A 17,140-nucleotide genomic window follows, 5' to 3' on the forward strand; every position below is an offset into this window, starting at 1 on the left:
GCCCGGCACCCCGCACCACCCCCACCGCGCACCCCGCACCCCGCGCTCCGCGCCCCCGCGGAACAACCCTTGCGTATCAGGTACCTGATCTGGCACAGTACCTGACATGACAGATGACCCCGCGCTCAGCTCCGACGTGCTGCGCGGCCACACCGACACGATCGTGCTCGGGCTGCTGCGCCGCGGCGACGACTACGGCTTCGGCATCTACCGCGCGATCCTCGACGCGACCGGCGGCGACTACGAGCTCAAGGAGGCGACGCTCTACGCGAGCTTCCGCCGGCTCGTGCGGGACGGCGCCATCGAGGCCTACTGGGGCGACGAGTCCCAGGGCGGCCGCCGCAAGTACTACCGGATCACGGATGCCGGCCGCGCCGCATACCGCCGCAACAAGGCCGACTGGGACTTCGCCCGCTCGGTCATCGACCGACTACTGGATGAGAAGGACACGGTGGACTGATGGACCCCGAGACTTATGTGCGCGAACTGTTCGCGCGCTACGAGCCGACGGCCGAGCTCGACGACTTCCGCGAGGAGGTGCTCGGCAACCTGCGCGCACGCATCGCGCAGCTGACGGATGAGGGCGTCGCGGCCGCCGAGGCCGCCCGCCGCGCGCAGACCGAGCTCGGCGACATCGACGAGGTCGCACGCGAGATGAGCCGCGAGCGCGTGCTCGACGTGTACTCGCACCTGTACCTGCGAGAGCGCGTGCGTCCCTCGACCGGGCGGGTGACAGCCCTCGTGCTGCTCTCGGTCGTCATCGCGTTGGGCGCCGCCGGGCTGACCTTCGCGGGAGTCGCCCGGGCGACCGGCGCCGGCGCGCATCCGACGATCGCGATCGTCTCGGGCCTGGTCGCCGCGATCGCCGTCGGCGGGGTGGTTCTCGTCGGCACGACGACCGAGACGTCCACGCTCTACCCGCTCCCGATCGGTCGCGGCGCCCTCTACGGCCTGGCCGCGGCGGCACTGGCGGGCGGTGTCGTCGTGGGCGCCGCGTTCGTGCTGACCGACTGGGTCGGAGCGGGTCTGCTCACGGGCATCCCCTTGCTTCTGCTCGGCATGAGCGGCCTCATCGTGCTCGGCGTCACCCAGACGAACCGCAAGAAGCCGTGGGTGCTGCGCGAGCAGCAGCGCCAGGCCGAGCTGCACGTCGACGAGTTCAGCCGCAACCCGCAGGTCGCCGCGCGGTTCGGCGTCTACACCGCCGCGCTCTGGACCGCCGCGATCGTCGCCGCCGTGGTCGTGCTCATCGCCGCGGGTCCGCTCTGGTGCTGGCTGCCGTTCCCGCTCACGATCGTCGCGATGATGATCCTCATCGGCCGGATGGGCTTCACGAAGAAGGAGGACGCCGAGTGACCGCCGCGATCGAGGCCGAGGGCCTCGTCAAGTCCTACCCCGCCGGCCGCGGCGCGCCGCGCCTGCGCGCGCTCGACGGACTCGGCTTCGAGGCGGCATCCGGCGGCGTGTTCGCGATGCTCGGCCCCAACGGCGCCGGCAAGTCCACGACGACGCGCATCCTCACCACGCTGTCGCGAGCGGATGCCGGAACCGCCCGCGTCGGCGGCTTCGACGTCGCCCGTGAGGCCGGTCGCGTGCGCGAGCTCGTCGGCTGCGTCAGCCAGGGCACCGGCGTCGACCCCGTGCTCACGGCGACGGAGAACCTCGTGATGGCCGCGCGGCTGCGCGGCTACTCGGGCGTCGACGCCCGCCGGCGCGCGGCCGCGCTGCTCGGCGAGTTCGACCTCGCGGATGCCGCGGCTCGCCGCGCGGGCACGTTCAGCGGCGGCATGAAGCGCCGCCTCGACGTCGCGGTGGCGCTCGTGCACGGCCCCGGCATCCTGTTCCTCGACGAGCCGACGACCGGACTCGATCCGGAGTCGCGCACCGCGATGTGGGCCGAGATCCGCCGCCTCGCGGCGGAGCGCACGATGACCGTCGTGCTCACGACGCACTACCTCGAGGAGGCCGACCGTCTCGCCGACGACGTCATGATCGTCGACGCCGGGCGTCGGGTCGTGCAGGGCTCCCCCGAGCGCCTCAAGGCGACGCTCGCGGGTGACAGCCTGAGCGTCGAGCTGCTCGAGCCGCGAGCGGATGCCGTGCGTGCCGCGATCGCGCGCGTGCCGGGACTCGAGGCGGTCGCCGTCGAGTCCCGCGGCACCACCGGGCGGCTGACCGCCCGCGCCGCCGACGCCCCGGCCGTCGTCGGGGCGACGATCGCCGCGCTCGAGGCCGCCGGCATCCCGTTCGGCTCGGTGAGCGCGGCCCGCCCGAGCCTCGACGACGTCTACCTGCACTACGTCGGACGGTCGCTGACCGCCGACTCGACCGAGGAAGGAGCCGCGGCATGAGCGTCGCGACCGTCCACCGCGCGAGCTGGCTCGCGCAGACCGCCCAGGTGTTCGCGCGCTGGGCGCGGGGCACCATCCGTCAGCCCTGGGGGCTCGGGATGGGCCTCATCCAGCCGCTCGTCTGGATCCTGCTCTTCGGGCAGGTGTTCCGCTCGATCGGGGACGCGATCCCGGGCGGCTATCTCGCGTTCCTGGTGCCCGGCGTGCTCATGATGACGGTGCTGTACACCGGTGCGTGGGCGGGCACGGGCTTCATCGACGACATCGCCTCGGGCGTGCTCGACCAGCAGCTCACGAGCCCGATCCGGCGCAGCGCACTCGTCGTCGGCCAGCTGCTGCAGCAGCTCGCGCTCATGCTCGTGCAGGGGGTCATCGTGCTCGCGATCGGCCTCGCGGGCGGAGCGCGCTTCGACGGCGGACCGCTCGGCGTGCTCGCCGCCCTCGGCGCGAGCCTGCTGCTCGCGACTCTGTTCTGCTGCTTCTCGACCGCGATAGCGCTCCTGACGCGCAACCAGATCGCGCTCATCTCGATCTCGCAGCTCATCGTGCTGCCGGCGACGTTCCTGTCGACGGCGATGATGCCGACGGCGCTCCAGCCCGACTGGGTCGCGGCGGTCGCGGCGTGGAACCCGCTGAGCTGGGCGGTCGACCTCGGACGCGCGGCGCTCGCGGGCGATCCCGCCCCGGACGGATGGGGTGCGCAGCTGGCCGGCCTCGCGATCGCGGATGCCGTGCTCCTCCTGCTCGCGGAGCGGGCGCTGGCGGCGTACAACCGCTCGCGCTGACGCCGGGCGGCGGGCCGCCGGACGCGCGAGACTACGGGGATGACTCGCGTCCTGGCTCTCGCGGCTGCCTCCCTCACCGCCTCGATCGCGCGGGTCATCCTGCTCGGCGTCACGACGGACGGCGGTCTGGGCGACGGCGGCCGCGTGGACCCGGCTGCCGCTCGTGCCGAGGGTGCGGGCCGCGGCATCCGTCGGCATCGGGCTCGGGGTCACCGCCGCCGGGCCCGCGCTGTACGGCGGCATCGCCGTCGGCCTGGGCGCGCTCACGCTCGCGATCGCGCTCGCGGCGTCCACGCCCCGGCCCGCGCGCGGAGGCCTCGCGACCGTCCGCTGACCCGGACGCCCGCGCCCCCGCCCGGGTTGCCCCCGCCCGCGCCGTTCGCCGCCGCCGTTCGCCGGAACCACGTGCCCGAAAACGAAGGAGTACGGCGCACTCGGGCCGCGAAACGGCCGGATCGCGGTCCTACCCGGCCGGTTCTCCTTCGTTTTCGGAACTGCGCTTCGGGACCGCCGCGATCGGCCCCGGTGTCCCGCGACCATCTCCCTCCGAGCGCTGGCCCGTCCCGAAAGCGCTGGCCCCGCTCCCGAAAACGAAGGAGACCCGGGCGCGCACACCGCGCAGAGGCCGATCGGACGGCTGAACAGCCCCGATCTCCTTCGTTTTCGGGCGACGGTCACCACGCCACCACCACCGGAACCACCCGGGCGCCGGATGCCGGAGCACGCCAGGGGCGCAGGGCACCCGGAGCGCCCGGGCACCGGGGCGGCTCAGCCCAGAGCGCGCTGCAGCTTCTCGGTGAGCTCGGCCGTGTCGAAGTAGTTGTCGATCACGACGACGTCGGCGAACGTGCGGCCGATCGCCTCGACGAACTCGCTCGAGGTGAGGATCACCTGCGCCGTTCCGGCCACCTCGGGCAGCGACTCGAGGTCGGCGGCGACGACTTCGGCGTCGATCTCGAGCTTGCGCAGCACTCGCTCGGCGTTGACCTTGAGGATGCCGGAGCTGCCGAGCCCGGTCCCACAGATGGTGACGATCCTCACGCGCGGCCTCCCATGATGGTGAGCACCTCGTCGGTGCTCGTGGCGGCCGCGAGATCCGCGATCGCCGTCGAGTCGTTGAACACGTTCGCGAGCGCCGCGACCGCCTGCAGGTGCCGGAGCGGGTCGGCGATCGCGAGGCCCAGCACGACGCTCACCGGGTCATTGTGCGGATGCCCGAACGCCACCGCGGGATCGAGCGTCACGATCGCGAGGCCGTCCGCGAGCACGTCGGGTCCCGGTCGCGCGTGCGCGAGCGCGAGCCGCGGGGCGATGACGACGTACGGGCCGTGCTCCTCGATCATCCGCACCATGGCATCCGTGTACGCGGGCAGCGTCGCGCCGACGGCGACCAGGGCCGCGCCAGCGAGCTGCACGGCGGCGCGCCAGTCGACGGCGGTCGCCCCGAGCACGATGCCCGCGGGCGAGAGCGGAGGCAGGTTCGCGGTCATGCCGGCCGGAACCCCCGCAGGATGGTCTCCGCGAGCTCCTCGCGCTCCTCGATCGGCAGGAACGTCGCAGCCGCCGCGTTGAGCTGGAACACCTCGACGTCGTCGAGCCCGTAGCCGAACGTGCGCGCGAGCTCGTGCAGCTCGCGGGTGATCGAGGTCGCGCTCATGAGTCGGTTGTCGGGGTTCACCGTGACGGCGAACCCGAGCTGGTAGAGCGAGTCGAACGGGTGGTCCGCGAGGTCGGTGCCCCAGGCATCCGTCTGCAGGTTCGACTGCGGGGCGATCTCGAGCGCGATCTCGCGGTCCTTGACCCACTGCGCGAGCGGCCCGAGCGTCACGAGGGTCACCTCGTCGTCGCGGCCCTCGATGGTCACGTCGGCCATGATCCGCACGCCGTGGCCGAGGCGCAGCGCGCGGCCGTCGAGCAGCGCGCCGCGGATGGACTCGACGCCGTCCGCCTCGCCGGCGTGCACGGTCGTGGGGAAGAACGCGGCGGCCAGGTAGTCGAACGCGGCGCGGTGCCGCGCGGCCGGGAAGCCCGCCTCCGGGCCCGCGATGTCGAAGCCGACGACGCCGCGCTCACGGTGCCGCACGGCGAGCTCGGCGATCTCGAGGGCGCGGTCGTTCTGCCGCATCGCGCACAGCAGCTGCCCGGTACGGATGCGGTGGCCGGCGGATGCTGCGGCGTCCACGCCGGCGTCGAGTCCCGCCTGCACGGCTGCGACCGCGTCGTCGAGGCCGAGTCCCCCCGCGAGGTGCTGCTCGGGCGCCCAACGGATCTCGGCGTAGACGACCCCGTCCGCGACGAGATCGGCGACGAAGTCGCGCGCGACCCGCTCGATGCCCTCCCGGGTCTGCATGACGGCGAGGGTGTGCGTGAACGTCTCGAGGTAGCGCTCGAGCGAGCCCGAGTCGGCCGCCGCGCGGAACCAGTCGGCGAGCGCCGCCGGGTCGTCGGACGGGAGCGCGTGGCCGACGGCATCCGCGAGCTCGATGAGGGTCGCCGGGTTCACGCCGCCGTCGAGGTGGTCGTGCAGCGAGACCTTCGGCAGCGTCGCGATCGCGGGGCCGCCCGTGGGGAGCACGAGCGCGCGCAGATCGTCGGTCACCCCTCGAATCTAGCGCGACCGCCCCGGGAGCCGCGTGACGGCGGCGCGGCCGGCGCCGGGCCGCTGGCTACCCTCGAGGGGTGCGGAGCATCATCCTCGACTGCGATCCGGGCCACGACGACGCCGTGGCGATGCTCCTCGCCTGGGGCTCGCCCGTCATCGACCTCGTCGCCGTGACGACGGTCTTCGGCAACCAGACCCTCGACCGCGTGACCCGCAACGCGCTCGGCGTCGCGGCGGTCGCGGGCATCCACGGCATCCCGTTCGCCGCCGGTGCGGACCGGCCCCTCGTGCGTGAGCTCGCGACGGCCGGGGACTTCCACGGAGAGTCCGGACTCGACGGGCCGGAGCTGCCCGCCGCATCCGTCGCGCTCGATCCGCGGCACGCCGCGCAGCTCATCATCGATCTCGTCATGGCCGCACCGACCGGCACCATCACGCTCGTGCCGACCGCGGCGCTCACCAACATCGCGCTCGCCGCGCGCCTGGAGCCGCGGATCGTGCCGCGCGTGCGGGAGGTCGTGCTCATGGGCGGCGGGTACGGCGGCGGCAACTGGACGGCGGCCGCGGAGTTCAACATCCTCGCCGATCCGGAGGCGGCGCACATCGTGTTCGGAGCCGGCTGGCCCGTGACGATGGCCGGGCTCGACGTGACGCACCGGGCGCTCGCGACGCCCGACGTGGTCGCCGACATCGTGGCGCTCGGCACGCCCGTCGCGCGGTTCGTCGACGAGCTCATGGGGTTCTTCCGCGAGTCGTACCGGTCGCACCAGGGCTTCGAGCATCCGCCCGTGCACGACGCGGTGGCCGTCGCGTACGTCGCGGATCCCGCGGTGCTCACCGTGCGGCGCGCGCCGGTGTCGATCGAGCTCACCGGCACGCACACGCTCGGGATGACGCTCGCCGACCTGCGCGGACCCGCGCCCGACGGCACGACGACGTCGATCGCGACGGGCATCGACGTGCCCCGGTTCTGGGCCCTCGTCACGGACGCGATCGCCCGCATCCGCTGAGCGCCCCGGCGCCGCGGGCGCGCCGGGGCCTCCGGGCGCAGGCCGGGCGCCGGGCGCCGGGAGTCGGGGCCGGGCGCCGGGCGCCGGGGTCGGGGGTCGGGGCCGGCGGGCGAGCCCGATGCGCCACCCCCAAAACGAAGGAGTTCACGAACGGATGCGGCCAAAACCGCCCCGCCAGGAGCGATTCCGCCCCGAACTCCTTCGTTTTCGGACGACAGCATCCGCAGCACGCCGCGCGAGCCACGCCCTACCCCGACCGACGCGCGCCCCGACACACCACTCCGAGAACGCCACCCCCAAAACGAAGGAGTACACGAACGGATGCGGCCAAAACCGCCTCGCCAGGAGCGATTCCGCCCCGAACTCCTTCGTTTTCGGGAATCGGCCGCGGCAGCGCACCCGAGCCCCAGCCCGCGAGCGCCCCGCTACGCCCCGCGAGCGCCCCGCGAGCGCCCCGCGAGCGCCCCGCTACGCCGTGATGCGGTCGAGGATGAGCGGGTGCTGCGCGGGCGCCTCGTCCTCGATCGACCAGGCGCCGCCGAGCGCCTCGAGCGCCTCGAGGGCACGGGGGAAGCGCGCGGCGTCGTCGGCGTGCAGCGTGAAGAGCGGGTCGCCCGCGCGCACGGCGTCGCCGGGCTTCGCGTGCAGGTCGATGCCGGCGGCGTGCACGACGGGGTCCTCGGCGCGGGCGCGTCCCGCGCCGAGGCGCCACGCGGCGATGCCGAACGGCAGCGCATGCTGCGTCGCGAGCACCCCGTCGCGCGGCGCGGTGACGACGTGCGACTCGCGGGGCGCGGGCAGCGCCGCGTCCGGGTCGCCGCCCTGCGCCCGGATCATCGCTCGCCAGGTGTCCATGGCGCGGCCCGAGGCGAGAGCGCCGTCGACGTCCGCATCCGGCAGCCCGGCGAGCGCGAGCATCTCGCGGGCGAGCGCGAGGGTGAGCTCGACCACGTCCGCCGGTCCCCCGCCCGCGAGCACCTCCACGGACTCGCGCACCTCGTTGGCGTTGCCGATCGTGCGGCCGAGCGGCACGTCCATGTTCGTGAGCAGCGCGACCGTGGCGACGCCCGCATCCGTTCCCAGCCGCACCATCGTCTCGGCGAGCTCGCGCGAGCGGGCGGGGTCCTGCATGAACGCGCCCGAGCCGAACTTGACGTCGAGCACGAGCGAGGCGGTGCCCTCGGCGATCTTCTTCGACATGATCGACGACGCGATGAGCGGGATCGCCTCGACGGTCGCCGTCACGTCCCGCAGCGCGTAGAGCTTCTTGTCGGCGGGCGCGAGGCCCGACCCGGCCGCGCACACGACGGCGCCGGGACCCGCGAGCTGCGCCATGAACTCCTCGTTCGTGAGCGAGGCGCGCCAGCCCGGGATCGACTCGAGCTTGTCGAGCGTGCCCCCGGTGTGGCCGAGCCCGCGTCCGCTCAGCTGCGGCACGGCGACCCCGAAGGATGCGACGAGCGGCGCGAGCGGCAGCGTGATCTTGTCGCCGACGCCGCCGGTCGAGTGCTTGTCGGTCGTGACCTTCGCGAGCCCGGAGAAGTCGAGCCGCTCCCCCGACGCGACCATCGCGAGGGTGAGGTCGCGCACCTCGTCGCGCCCCATCCCGCGCAGGAAGATCGCCATCGTCATCGCGCTCATCTGCGCGTCGGCGACGTAGCCGCGCGTGTAGGCGTCGACGAGCCAGTCGATCTGCGCGGTCGAGAGCGTCCCCCCGTCGCGCTTGGCCTTGATCAGGTCGACGGCGTCGAACGGCTCCACCATGGCTGTGTTCCTCTCATCGAGTGGCCCTGGATGGCCGGTCGTCGACCGCCCGCACCGGCCATCCAGGGCGACGCGGCGCGAGGGCGGAACGGATGCGGCGGCTCAGTCGTGCGTCTCGCGGTACGCGGCGAGCGTGCGCGGGCCGAACGCGTCGGGGATCACCTCGTCGATCGTGCGGATGCCGGAGACGGTCTCGAGCAGCATGCCCTCGGCCGAGTGCTCGTACAGCAGCTGGCGGCAGCGTCCGCACGGCATGAGCGTGCTGCCGTCGCCGTCGACGCACGTGAACGCGACGAGCCTGCCGCCGCCCGTCATGTGCAGTGACGACACGAGCGCGCACTCGGCGCACAGCGTGAGGCCGTAGGACGCGTTCTCGACGTTCGCGCCGGAGATCACCCGGCCGTCGTCGACGATCGCCGCGACCCCCACCGGGAAGCGCGAGTACGGCACGTAGGCGTGCGTCAGGGCCTCGCGGGCGACGGCGCGCAGGGCGTCCCAGTCGACCGCGGCAGCGGCATCCGTCGCGCTCATGACTTCACGTACGGCTTGCCGCTCGCGGCGGGCGGCCGCGAGGCGCCGACGAGACCCGCGACCGCGAAGATCGTCACGACGTAGGGCAGCATGAGCATGAGCTCGCTCGGCACGGACGAGCCGATGGCCTGCAGCACGCTGCGCAGGTTCGTCGCGAATCCGAACAGCAGGGCGGCGAACGTGGCCCGGATGGGGTCCCACCGGCCGAAGATGACCGCGGCGAGGGCGATGAACCCGTAGCCGCCCGTCATCTCCTTCTGGAACGCGCCCACCGAGCCGAGCGTGAAGAACGCGCCGCCGAGGCCCGCGATCGCGCCGGCGAGCGACACGTTCCAGAACCGGGTGCGGTTGACGTTGATGCCCACGGTGTCCGCGGCCTGCGGATGCTCCCCCACCGCTCGCACGCGGAGGCCCCAGCGGGTCTTGAACAGCGCGAACCAGACCGCCGCGACGGCGATGTACATCAGGTAGACGATGACCGTCTGCCGGAACAGCGTCGGCCCGATGATCGGGATCTGGCTGAGCAGCGGGATCTCGACGCGCTCGAAGCGCGGCGGCGAGTTGAGCGTGTTGATGTTCGGGCTGAGCAGCTTCGTGTAGAGGAAGCTCGTGAGCCCGGTGACGAGCACGTTGAGCACGACGCCGACGATCACCTGGTCGACGAGGTACTTGATCGCGAACGCGGCGAGCACGAACGAGACCAGCACGCCCGCGATCATCGCGGCGACGAGGCCCGCCCACGGCGAGCGCGTGAGCGACGCCACGAGCGCCGAGGTGAACGCACCGGCGAGGAACTGGCCCTCGATCGCCACGTTGACCACGCCGACCCGCTCGCCGATCACACCGCCGAGGGCGCCGAAGATGAGCGGCGTCGAGAGCGACACGGCCCCGACGAGCAGGCCCGGGACCGGGATCGTCTGGCCCGTCGCGACCCAGGAGAGGAAGTCGAACAGGAAGACGAGCGCGAACACCGCGACCAGCCAGAACGTCGACCGGCCCTGTCGCACCCGGACGACCGCGAGGACGGTCGCCGCCACGAGCAGGATCGACAGCACGATCGTCGCCGCGAGGGTCGGCACCGCGATCTCGGGCAGCTTGATCACGTCGGTGCCCGTCGACAGCCGGAACGTGCTCGTACCCGTGTGCGCGGCGCCGACGAACACGGCGATCCCGATGACGCTGAACAGTCCGAGCGCGATCGGCGTCTTCCACCGGGCGAGGAACGCGCGAGGGGTCGACGTCGGGGCGACGACGTCGCCGGTGACGACAGCGCTCACTGGGAGACCTCCGCCTTCGACGGGCGGGCGGCGCGCGGAGCGCGCGGCACCGGGATGGGCAGTCGGAACACGGCACGCACGAGCGGGGGCGCGGCGATCAGCAGCACGATGATCGACTGCACGACGAGCACGACGTCGACCGGCACGTTCTGGGCGGCCTGCATCGTGTAGCCGCCGGCCTTGAACGCTCCGAACAGCACGCCCGCGACGAACACGCCGACCGGGCGCGAGCGGCCGAGGAGCGCGACCGTGATCGCGTCGAAGCCGATGCCCGCGTCGACGCCGACGCTGAACCCGCTGGTCAGGCTGCCGCCGAGCACTTGCGACGTGGCCGCGAGCCCGGCCAGGCCGCCGGAGATCAGCATCGCCCACAGGTAGAGGTTCTTGACGTTCATCCCCGCGACCCGGGCGGCGTGCGGGTTCTCGCCGACCGCGCGGAAGCGGAAGCCGAGCGACGACCGGTTGAGCACGAACCACACCACGGCGGTCGCGATGATCGCGAGCACGAAGCCGAGGTGCAACTGGAACTGCACGCCGAACAGCTGCGGGAGCTCGGCCGTCGGCTCGATCGCGGCCGACTTCGGGTTCGTCGACCCCGGCGCCTGCAGCACGGGGGTCTTGAGCAGGAAGGTGAGCAGGTAGACCGCGACGTAGTTGAGCATGATCGTCACGATCACCTCATGCGCGCCGGTGCGCGCCCGGAGGATGCCCGCGATGCCGCCCCAGACGGCACCGCCCACGATTCCCGCGATCACGGCGACGATGAGGTGGATGCCGTACGGCAGCTGCAGGTGGGTGGCGACCCAGCCGGCGAAGATCGCGCCGACGAGCAGCTGACCCTGGGCACCGATGTTGAACAGGCCGACCCGGAACGCGAGCGCGACGCCGAGTCCCGCGGCGATGAGCGGCGTCGCGAAGGTCAGCGTGTCGGTGATCGGCTTGATCTGCCCGGCGAAGGTGTCGCGCCGGACGTTCCAGATCGCGCCCTGGAACAGCGCCGCGTATGCGCCGCCGACCGCCCGGCCGATCGCCTGGAGGGTGTCGCCGGGTCTTGCGAAGAAGTAGCCGGCCGCGGACTGCACCCCGGCATCCGTCACTGCGATCAGCACAGCGCCCACGAGCAGGGCGAGCACGACGGCGAGCACCGAGATCCCGGCGCTGCCGCCGACGATCTGGCCCACCGCGGCGCGCCATCGCGAGGGCTCCTCGCGGGCGGCGAGGGTCGGCACCTGGCCGGGCTCGAGCGCGCCGTCCACGTCGCCGACCGAGTCGACCTTCGTGGTGTCGGTCACGACGGGTGTACCCTTCGCGCGCGGCGCATCCGCGGCGGTCGGGTGGTTCGGGTCGGTCACGCGGCGACCTCCGTTCCGGCGGGCAGCTCGCCCGCCATCATGAGGCCGAGCACGTCGCGCGGCGTGTCGGCGGGCACGATGCCGACGATGCGGCCGGAGTACATGACGGCGATCCGATCGGCGAGCGCGACGACCTCGTCGAGCTCGGTGGACACGACAATGACGGGCAGGCCGGCGTCACGGGTCGCGATGATCTGCTGGTGCACGAACTCGATCGATCCGACGTCGAGCCCGCGGGTGGGCTGGGCGGCGACGAACAGGCGCAGGTCGCGCCCGAGCTCGCGCGCGAGCACGACCTTCTGCTGGTTGCCTCCGGAGAGATTGCCGGCGTGCGTCTCGATGGACTGAGCACGGATGTCGAACTCGCCGAGCTTGGTCCGTGCGAACTCCGCGAGATACCCGAGCTGGAGCGCTCCCGCCCGCACGAACGGCTCGCCGTGCGAGCGGTCGAGCATGAGGTTCTCCGCGACCGAGAACGCGGCGACCAGCCCGTCCTCCTTGCGATCCTCGGGCACGAACCCGACGCCGGTGTCGAGCACGGCGCGCACCGAGCGACCACGCAGGCTGCGGCCGTCCAGCGAGATCGCGCCCACGACATCCGTCTGCAGGCCCATGATCGCCTCGACGAGCTCGGTCTGGCCGTTGCCCTGCACGCCCGCGACGCACAGCACCTCGCCGGCGCGCACGCCGAAGCTCACGTCGTCGACGACCGCGATGCCGTTGGCGTCGCGCACGGTGAGGCCGGCCACGCTCAGCGCGACCTCGCCCGGCGTTGCCGGGCCCTTCTCGACGACGAGCTCGACCGCGCGCCCGACCATGAGCGAGGCGAGCTTGGTGGTCGACGCCTTCGGCGAGGCCGTGCCGACGACCTTGCCGAGACGGATGACCGTGATGCGATCCGCGACCTCGCGCACCTCGCGCAGCTTGTGCGAGATGAACACGATCGACGTTCCGGCGTCGCGCAGCTGCTTCATGATCGCGATGAGCTCGTCGGTCTCCTGCGGGGTGAGCACGGCGGTCGGCTCGTCGAACACGAGCACCTTCGCGTCGCGGGAGAGCGCCTTGATGATCTCGACCCGCTGCTGCACGCCGACGGGCAGGTCGCCGACGAGCGCGTCGGGATCGACGTGGAAGCCGAACCGGTCGCTGATCTCGCGCACCGTCGCGCGCGCGCCGTCGAGGTCGAGCACCCCGGGACCGCGGGTCCGCTCGTGGCCGAGCATGACGTTCTCGGCGACCGTGAAGACGGGGATGAGCATGAAGTGCTGGTGCACCATGCCGATGCCGGCCTTCATGGCGTCGCCCGGCCCGGCGAAGTGCTGCACCACGTCGTCGAGCAGGATCTCGCCCTCGTCGGCCTGATAGAGGCCGTAGAGCACGTTCATGAGGGTGGACTTGCCCGCGCCGTTCTCACCGAGCAGGCAGTGGATCTCGCCGGCCTCGACGGTGAGATCGATGTGATCGTTGGCGATCAGGGCGCCGAAGCGCTTCGTGATGCCGCGCAGTTCGAGCTTCATATCGAGCCAATCCTACGAAGGGGTGTCAACGAATCGGGGGGACCAGCCAGGCTGGTCCCCCCGATCCGGGTGGAGCGACTCTCGGGGTTACTTCGAGAGGTAGGACGTGACCTTGATGTCGCCCGACTTGATCGAGTTCGTGATCGTGTCGAGCTCACCCTGCAGGTCGGGCGAGACCTTGCTCTCGTAGTCGTGGAACGGCGCGATGCCGACTCCGCCGTTGTCGAGCGTTCCGATGTACGGGGTGTAGTCGAGCGCACCGCTCGCGGCGCTCTTGACGACGTCCTGCACGGCCGGGTCGATGTTCTTGAGGATCGACGTGAAGTAGAGCGAGTCGTAGGTCGGGAACGTGTTGTACACGTCGGCGTCGGCACCGAGCAGCACCGCGTCCGAGCCGGCGTCCTGGATGGCGGCACCGGCCGACTGGAAGATCGGGCCGCCGACCGGCACGAGCACGTCGGCCCCCTGGTCGAGGAAGTTCGCCGCGGTGGTCTTCGCGGCGTCGTTCGCCTCGAAGCCGCCCGTCACGGTGTAGCTGTCCGGGTCCTTGGGGTCGTAGCCGATGAGCTTGACGTCCTTGCTCTTCTGCTTGTTGTAGTAGGCGATGCCCTGTGCGAGGCCGTCCGAGAAGATCGCGACGGTCGGGTAGTTCATGCCGCCCCAGGTCGCGATCGTTCCCGTCTTCGTGTAGCTCGCGGTGGCGTAGCCCGCGAGGAACGCCGCCTGGGCGGTGTCGAACAGGATCGGCTTGATGTTCGGCGCGTCGACCTTGCCGTCGAAGTCGTTGTCGGCGGCGTCGTCGATGATCGCGAACTCGATGTCGGGGTTCGCCTTCGCGGCCGTGACCGTCGCGGCCGAGAGGTTGAACCCGACGGTGATGACCAGGGTGCAGCCCTGGGCGATGAGGTTGTCGATGCCCGGCGCGTAGTCCGCGTCGCTCTTCGACTCGGCCGTCTTGTAGTCGACGCCGAGGGCGCCGGCGGCCTCCTGCAGGCCCTCGAAGCCGAGCTGGTTGAACGACTTGTCGTCGAAGCCGCCGGCGTCGGACACCATGCAGGGCAGGAAGTCGCTGACGGCGGGGCCTGCGCTGCCCGAGTCGGTCGAGCCGGGCGTCGTCTCGGGAGCCGACGCGCAGCCGGCGAGCACGATCGCGCTCGCGCCGACGAGCGCGATGCCGCTGAGCGAGCGGCGGTTAAGGATGGTCACTGTGATTGTCCTCCAGATGCGGATGCCCGCACCCCTCGGCGCAGGCAGGTTGCGCTCACGTTACCTTCGGTTACGCTCCGCTCCTACCGTCCGCCTCGGGACGAGTCCGAACGGTTACACACCCGTTGCGTTCACGGAATGAATCGGAAATATTCGCGAGGAGCGCGCCGCGGCTTGTGCCCCGAACGGGGATCAGGGCTCAGAGCACGTCGCTGCGACCGCTGAGCTTGAGGGCGTCGACGACGGACTTCACTCGCTGCGCGTGCTCGCTCGTCGTGACGAGCAGCGCATCCGGCGTGTCGACCACCACGATGTCCTTCACGCCGATGAGCGAGATGACGCGCTTCGACTGGCTCACGACCACCCCGCTCGCCGAGTCGGCGAGCACGCGCGCGTTGGCGCCGATGATCGCGAGGTCGTTGCTGCGACCCTGCGAGTGCAGCTTCGCGAGCGAGGCGAAGTCGCCCACGTCATCCCAGTCGAAGTCGCCCGGCACGACGGCCATCCGCCCGGCGGCGGCCGCCGGCTCGGCGACCGAGTAGTCGATCGCGATCTTCGTGAGGCCGGGCCAGATCGCGTCGACGGCCGGACCGCGCGTGGCCGGGTCGTCCCACGCGGCGGCGAGCTCCTCGAGACCTGCGAGCAGGTCCGGGTGGGCGGCGCCGAGCTGCTCGAGCAGCACGTCGGCCCGCGCGATGAACAGGCCGGCGTTCCACAGGTAGTCGCCCGCGGCGACGTAGCGCTTCGCCGTCGCGAGGTCGGGCTTCTCGACGAACCCGTCGACGCGCACGGCGCTCGGCGCCCCCGCCACGTCGAGCGGACCCGCCGTGTGGATGTAGCCGAAGCCGATCGCGGGCTCCGTGGGCGTCATCCCGATCGTCGTGATGTACCCGGCGCGGGCGACCTCGACCGCCTCGATCACCGAGCGCCGGAAGCCGCGCCGGTCGCGGATGACGTGATCCGCCGCGAACGAGCCGACCACCACATCCGGCTCCCGGCGCCGCAGGATCGCCGCGGCGAGCCCGATCGCGGCGGTCGAGTCGCGCGGCTCGGTCTCGAGCACGACGTTCTCGTCGGTGAGCTCGGGCAGCTGCGCCTCGACGGCGGCGCGGTGCGCGCGGCCGGTGACGACCATGACGCGCTGCGTGCCGGAGAGCGGCACGAGCCGGTCCCAGGTGTCGCGGAGCAGCGACTGGCCCGAGCCGGTGAGGTCGTGCAGGAACTTCGGCGCGTCCTGACGCGAGAGCGGCCACAGGCGCGAGCCGATGCCGCCCGCGGGGATGATGCTGTAGAAGCCGTCGATGGGCGGATGCGCGCTCATGCGCCCCACCCTATTGGTCGCGACCGCGGGGTCGCGCGCCGGGGTCGCGCGCTGGGTCGCAGTGGGTCGCGCGCCGGGGTCGCGCGCCGGGGTCGCGCGCTGGTGGGCTATTGGTCGCGCGCGCGACCCCGTGCCGCCACGAGCGGTTCACGTCGCCGCCACCGGGAGCGCCGACCCTGGTGCCATGGCTGACGCCCTCCGGGTCGCGATCGCGACCGAGAGCTTCCTTCCCACCGTCAACGGCGTCACGACGAGCGTGCTGCGCGTGCTCGACCACCTGCGCGAGCGCGGGCACGACGCCATGGTCATCGCACCGAACGCGGGCGCACCGTCGCACTACCGGGGCTTCCCCGTGCTCGAGGTGCCCGCGCTGCCCTACCGCCGGTTCCCGGTCGGGCTGCCGAGCGTCGCCGTGCGCAGCGTGCTCGAGAGATTCGGCCCCGACGTGCTGCACGCGGCGAGCCCGTTCGCGCTCGGCGCGAGCGCGATCAGCGCCGCTTCCCGCCTCGGCATCCCGAGCGTCGCGATCTACCAGACGGATGTCGCCGGCTACGCCCGCCGCAACGGCCTCGCGGCGACGTCTCCGCTCGCCTGGCGCATCCTGCGCGCGATCCACGAGCGCGCCGACCTCACGCTCGCACCGTCGACCGCCGCGATCGCGGACCTCGACGTCGCGTGGCTCGGCGAGCGCGGCGGCGAGGAGCTCGCGGCCGCCTACGCCGCGCTCGACGTGTTCGTGCACACGGGCAGCGAGGAGACGTTCGGGCAGACGCTGCAGGAGGCGGGGGCGAGCGGCCTGCCGGTCGTGGCGCCGCGCGCGGGCGGTCCGATCGACATCGTCGAGGAGGGCGTCACGGGGCTGCTGTACGACCCGGCGTCCGCCGCGCAGTTGCGCGGGGCCGTCGCGGCGCTCGTGAGCGACGCCGGGCTGCGCGCGCGGATGGGCGAGGCCGCCCGCCGGCGGATGCTCGGCCGGTCCTGGACCGCGATCGGCGACGAACTGCTCGGGCACTACCGGGCCGCGATCGGAGCGCGCGCGGCCGTCGCCCCGGCGTGAGGCGGCATCCGCGCTCGCCCTCGCCCGCGCGCGTCGGCGCCCGCGCGCGTTGGCGCCTCACACGAGCCCGTGCGGGTTCCACCCGAGCCCGTGCAGGCCCCACCCGAGCTGGTGTGCGCCCCACCCGAGCCTGTGTCGCCTCACCCGAGCCGGTTTGCGCCCCACCCGAGCCTGTGTCGCCTCACCCGAGCCGGTTTGCGCCCCACCCGAGCGAATTTCCGCCTCACCCGAGCGTGTTACTCGAACCCGACCGGACGTCCGCCCCGTTTCGAGTAACACGCTCGGGTGAAGCCCGCGCCACGCTCCGCCCGCGCCCACGCCCACACCCGCGCCCCACACCCCACACCCACACCCGCCCGCGCCCGCG

Annotated in this window: 17 protein-coding genes; 7 read left to right on the forward strand and 10 right to left on the reverse strand. The window is 72.5% G+C overall.

Annotated features, from left to right (window positions below; translation table 11 throughout):
* Window positions 1-106 precede the first annotated feature (106 nt).
* The 5 genes from QT381_RS06985 to QT381_RS07005 all read left to right on the forward strand — a co-directional run bounded on the left by QT381_RS06985 (window position 107) and on the right by QT381_RS07005 (window position 3,470).
* Window positions 107-460: a PadR family transcriptional regulator gene (locus QT381_RS06985; protein WP_289248103.1), complete on the forward strand. Its 354-nt coding sequence runs from the start codon at window positions 107-109 to the stop codon at window positions 458-460.
* A complete protein-coding gene (locus QT381_RS06990; protein ID WP_289248104.1) occupies window positions 460-1,356 on the forward strand; it encodes a permease prefix domain 1-containing protein in 897 nt (298 codons plus the stop codon). The genes QT381_RS06985 and QT381_RS06990 overlap by 1 nt, the downstream gene beginning before the upstream one ends.
* The gene (locus tag QT381_RS06995; RefSeq protein ID WP_289248105.1) at window positions 1,353-2,351 is read left to right on the forward strand and encodes an ABC transporter ATP-binding protein; all 999 of its coding nucleotides are present in this window, start codon (window positions 1,353-1,355) and stop codon (window positions 2,349-2,351) included. The genes QT381_RS06990 and QT381_RS06995 overlap by 4 nt, the downstream gene beginning before the upstream one ends.
* Entirely contained in the window at window positions 2,348-3,136 is a 789-nt protein-coding gene (locus tag QT381_RS07000) for an ABC transporter permease (protein WP_289248106.1), read from the forward strand. Before QT381_RS06995 ends, QT381_RS07000 begins: the two co-directional genes overlap by 4 nt.
* 163 nt (window positions 3,137-3,299) lie before the next feature.
* The gene (locus QT381_RS07005) at window positions 3,300-3,470 is read left to right on the forward strand and encodes a hypothetical protein (protein ID WP_289248107.1); all 171 of its coding nucleotides are present in this window, start codon (window positions 3,300-3,302) and stop codon (window positions 3,468-3,470) included.
* A 434-nt stretch (window positions 3,471-3,904) separates the two neighbouring features.
* Here QT381_RS07005 and QT381_RS07010 read toward each other — a convergent pair whose 3' ends face one another.
* From QT381_RS07010 to QT381_RS07020, 3 genes are read right to left on the reverse strand one after another with little or no spacing between them, the layout of a single operon-like run.
* Window positions 3,905-4,177: a PTS sugar transporter subunit IIB gene (locus QT381_RS07010; protein ID WP_289248108.1), complete on the reverse strand. Its 273-nt coding sequence runs from the start codon at window positions 4,175-4,177 to the stop codon at window positions 3,905-3,907.
* Window positions 4,174-4,626, reverse strand: a complete 453-nt coding sequence (locus QT381_RS07015) for a PTS sugar transporter subunit IIA (protein WP_289248109.1) — start codon at window positions 4,624-4,626, stop codon at window positions 4,174-4,176. The genes QT381_RS07010 and QT381_RS07015 overlap by 4 nt, the downstream gene beginning before the upstream one ends.
* Window positions 4,623-5,735 carry an adenosine deaminase gene (locus tag QT381_RS07020; RefSeq protein WP_289248110.1) on the reverse strand — a complete coding sequence of 371 codons (1,113 nt, stop codon included), beginning with the start codon at window positions 5,733-5,735 and terminating at the stop codon, window positions 4,623-4,625. The genes QT381_RS07015 and QT381_RS07020 overlap by 4 nt, the downstream gene beginning before the upstream one ends.
* A 131-nt stretch (window positions 5,736-5,866) precedes the next feature.
* Between QT381_RS07020 and QT381_RS07025 the strand changes: the two genes are divergently transcribed.
* Window positions 5,867-6,748, forward strand: a complete 882-nt coding sequence (locus QT381_RS07025) for a nucleoside hydrolase (protein WP_502877471.1) — start codon at window positions 5,867-5,869, stop codon at window positions 6,746-6,748.
* A gap of 468 nt (window positions 6,749-7,216) precedes the next feature.
* On the opposite strand, the gene QT381_RS07030 is transcribed toward QT381_RS07025, so the two are convergent.
* The 7 genes from QT381_RS07030 to QT381_RS07060 form a co-directional block, all read right to left on the reverse strand.
* The gene (locus QT381_RS07030; RefSeq protein WP_289248112.1) at window positions 7,217-8,512 is read right to left on the reverse strand and encodes a thymidine phosphorylase; all 1,296 of its coding nucleotides are present in this window, start codon (window positions 8,510-8,512) and stop codon (window positions 7,217-7,219) included.
* Between the two features lie 102 nt (window positions 8,513-8,614).
* Window positions 8,615-9,043, reverse strand: coding sequence for a cytidine deaminase (locus tag QT381_RS07035; protein WP_289248114.1), 429 nt, complete (start codon window positions 9,041-9,043; stop codon window positions 8,615-8,617).
* The gene (locus QT381_RS07040; RefSeq protein ID WP_289248115.1) at window positions 9,040-10,320 is read right to left on the reverse strand and encodes an ABC transporter permease; all 1,281 of its coding nucleotides are present in this window, start codon (window positions 10,318-10,320) and stop codon (window positions 9,040-9,042) included. Before QT381_RS07040 ends, QT381_RS07035 begins: the two co-directional genes overlap by 4 nt.
* On the reverse strand, window positions 10,317-11,672 hold the full coding sequence (locus QT381_RS07045) for an ABC transporter permease (RefSeq protein WP_502877467.1): 1,356 nt from the start codon (window positions 11,670-11,672) through the stop codon (window positions 10,317-10,319). The genes QT381_RS07040 and QT381_RS07045 overlap by 4 nt, the downstream gene beginning before the upstream one ends.
* Window positions 11,669-13,189: an ABC transporter ATP-binding protein gene (locus tag QT381_RS07050; RefSeq protein ID WP_289248117.1), complete on the reverse strand. Its 1,521-nt coding sequence runs from the start codon at window positions 13,187-13,189 to the stop codon at window positions 11,669-11,671. Before QT381_RS07050 ends, QT381_RS07045 begins: the two co-directional genes overlap by 4 nt.
* A gap of 87 nt (window positions 13,190-13,276) precedes the next feature.
* A complete protein-coding gene (locus QT381_RS07055; protein WP_289248119.1) occupies window positions 13,277-14,395 on the reverse strand; it encodes a BMP family lipoprotein in 1,119 nt (372 codons plus the stop codon).
* 199 nt (window positions 14,396-14,594) lie between these two features.
* Window positions 14,595-15,716: a mannose-1-phosphate guanylyltransferase gene (locus QT381_RS07060; protein WP_289248120.1), complete on the reverse strand. Its 1,122-nt coding sequence runs from the start codon at window positions 15,714-15,716 to the stop codon at window positions 14,595-14,597.
* Between the two features lie 184 nt (window positions 15,717-15,900).
* Here QT381_RS07060 and QT381_RS07065 point away from each other — a divergent pair, with 184 nt between their 5' ends.
* Window positions 15,901-16,773, forward strand: a complete 873-nt coding sequence (locus QT381_RS07065) for a glycosyltransferase (RefSeq protein WP_289248121.1) — start codon at window positions 15,901-15,903, stop codon at window positions 16,771-16,773.
* The last annotated feature ends 367 nt before the right edge of the window (window positions 16,774-17,140 follow it).

This window comes from Galbitalea sp. SE-J8 (genome assembly GCF_030345695.1).
In the GTDB taxonomy this organism is placed as follows: Bacteria; Actinomycetota; Actinomycetes; order Actinomycetales; family Microbacteriaceae; genus JAUASV01.